Genomic DNA, 2,288 nt, shown 5'->3' on the forward strand with positions numbered 1-2,288 from the left:
GGCGCCCTGCACGAGCGGGCCGCCGACCGGCTCGGCGACCGCCCCGAGGCCTGGGCCGCGTTCGACACCCTCCTGCCCCGACACCCGGGCACCCTCGGCGAGGTGCTCGCCGAAGCCGGGAAGGCCCCGGCCCCGGCCCCGGCCCCGCAGAGCGACGGCCCCGGGGGCTCCGGGGGCGCCGGCGGTGCGGGTACGGACGGACCGGCCGCGGGCCCGCTGGACGGCGAAGCGGCCGCCCCCGCGGACCGCGGTCCCGCAGCGGCGGAAGCGGCCGAGGCACCCGCCGTTCCCCGCGGACACCGCATGGCGGCGGCCCTCCCCGCCCTCGACCTCCTGCGCTCCCTGGCGCCGGGCGAGGTCCCGCTCCCCACCGACCCGGGCGTGCTGCACTTCCTCGCCCACCACCACGGCGACACCGCCCCCGGCCTCGCCACCCCGCAGTGGCTCGTCGAGGCCTGCGCCGCCCAGGGCATCGCACCGCCCCACGGCTCCTGGCCCACCGCGCCCACCCCGGAGGAGATCCGGGCCGCACCCGTGACCACGTGGGGCACCGGCGTCCAGCCCCTCGAACGGGCCTACACCCAGGGCATCGTCCAAGCAGGCGAACTCACAGCCGTGCTCCCGGCACGCCACCTGCTGCAGCTCCCGCACGACTGGCGCCGCCTCGCCTTCGCCGCCGCCTGGCGGGCCGAGACCGGCCGGCTGCTGCGCGCCGAGCTCGGCACCGACCCGGACGCCTGGCTCCGGCTCGCCGACACCGCGGCCGCTGCCGCCGGACCCACGGGCACGACGGCCACCGGCGCGCCGCTGGGCGGCCCCGGCTGGGTGGAACTGCTGCGGCTGGCCCGCTCAGGCGACACGGCACCCGCTGCGTACCGGCCGCTGGAGGAACGCGCGTACGCCTCGTACACCGCCCGCCCCGGCACGCCCGAGGAGGCCGCCCGGATGGCCGACCGCGGCAACCACCTCTGGCTCTGGCCGGTCGGCACCCTGCTGTGCGTGGCCGACGACGCCGAGGTCGTCGACGCCGTCCTGCCGCAACTCGGCCCGGACGGGCCCTGGCTGCTCGCCGCCTACCTGCTGCGGCACGACCGGACCCCGCGGACCGTTTTTGCCCGGCTGCTGGCCGGGCGCGATCCGCAGGCCCTGCGCGTCCTCGCCTCCCAGACCCGGTGGCTCTCGCCCGGCGCCGGGGAACTGCTGGCCGACCTCGGCGAGACGGACGTCGACCTCGCGCTGCTGCGCCACGGCACCACGTCGCAGGTCGCCAGCCGCATCGTGGCCCGCTCGCGCCCCGGCGGTGGCCGCCCCGCGGAGGGGCTGGGGGCGCGGGTACTGGCCGAGCTTCGGGCCGATCCGTCGGCCGGGCCGGTGGGCGGCGCCCGCTGGCTTTCCTCGGCCGAACCCGAGCTGATCGAGGAGGTCTTCGCCCGGCGCACCGACCTCGGCCTCGTCCAGCAGGTGCTCGGCTGCCTCCACCTGTGCGAGCACGGCGGGCCCGGCCGGCTCGCGGCGCTCGTCGCCCGCGGTGTCCTCGGCCAGGCCGCCACCAGACTCTGCGTCAAGGCACTGGAGTCCGGGGACCCGGACGCCGTGCTGCGGGCCCGCGCCGACCGGGAACTGGCCCCCGGCAGGCTCATCGCCCGGCTGCGGCGGGCCACCCACCACTGGCAGACCACCGGTGTCCTGCGGGACCGCCTGTACGGGATCGACTGGGATGCCGTGGAGAGCGCCCATGCGGAGGATCCGCTGCCGCAGTGGTCGTACATCGTCCGCCATCCCGACGCGCCGGCCGCGCTGCGGCTGCGCCACGCCGAGCTGGTCGAGGAGCCCGGGCCGGACGGCCTGCCCGACGGGCCCGCGCTGACCCGGGCGCGGGCCCGGTACGGGCTGGGCGGCCTCTACGGCTGCGCCGCCGCCACCCAGTTCGACGGCCTGCTGGCCTCGGGCCACCTTGAGGTCGCCGACCTCATGCACGAGGTGGCTCCGGCTGCGGTGGTCCTCGCGTACCTGAGCGGCGCGGCCCGCCGCGCGGACGCCCCGCCGCAGGTGCCGGCCGCCCTGGAGGCCCTGGCCGGCCTGGTCGCCGCCCGCCTGGGCACCGACCCCGAGGCCTGGGCCCGGGTGACAACCCGCCTCACGGACCGGGACCCCCACTGGGACCCCCTGTCCCCGATCGCTTCCCTCCTCGCCTGACCTCCCGGGCACCGGAGCTCCGCCCGGCCCCGCGCCTCAATCGCCGGCGAGGCTGGAGCCAGCCCGCCCGATTTCGAAGCGGGGGTGGGCAT

The 2,288-nt window shown here is 78.6% G+C and carries 1 pseudogene; it reads left to right on the plus strand.

Annotated features, from left to right (window positions below):
* A pseudogene (locus tag AB0F11_RS38085) lies at window positions 1-2,196 on the plus strand (hypothetical protein); the annotation flags it as partial.
* Window positions 2,197-2,288: the final 92 nt, after the last annotated feature.

Source organism: Streptomyces sp. NPDC032472 (genome assembly GCF_040636955.1).
Lineage (GTDB): Bacteria > Actinomycetota > Actinomycetes > Streptomycetales > Streptomycetaceae > Streptomyces.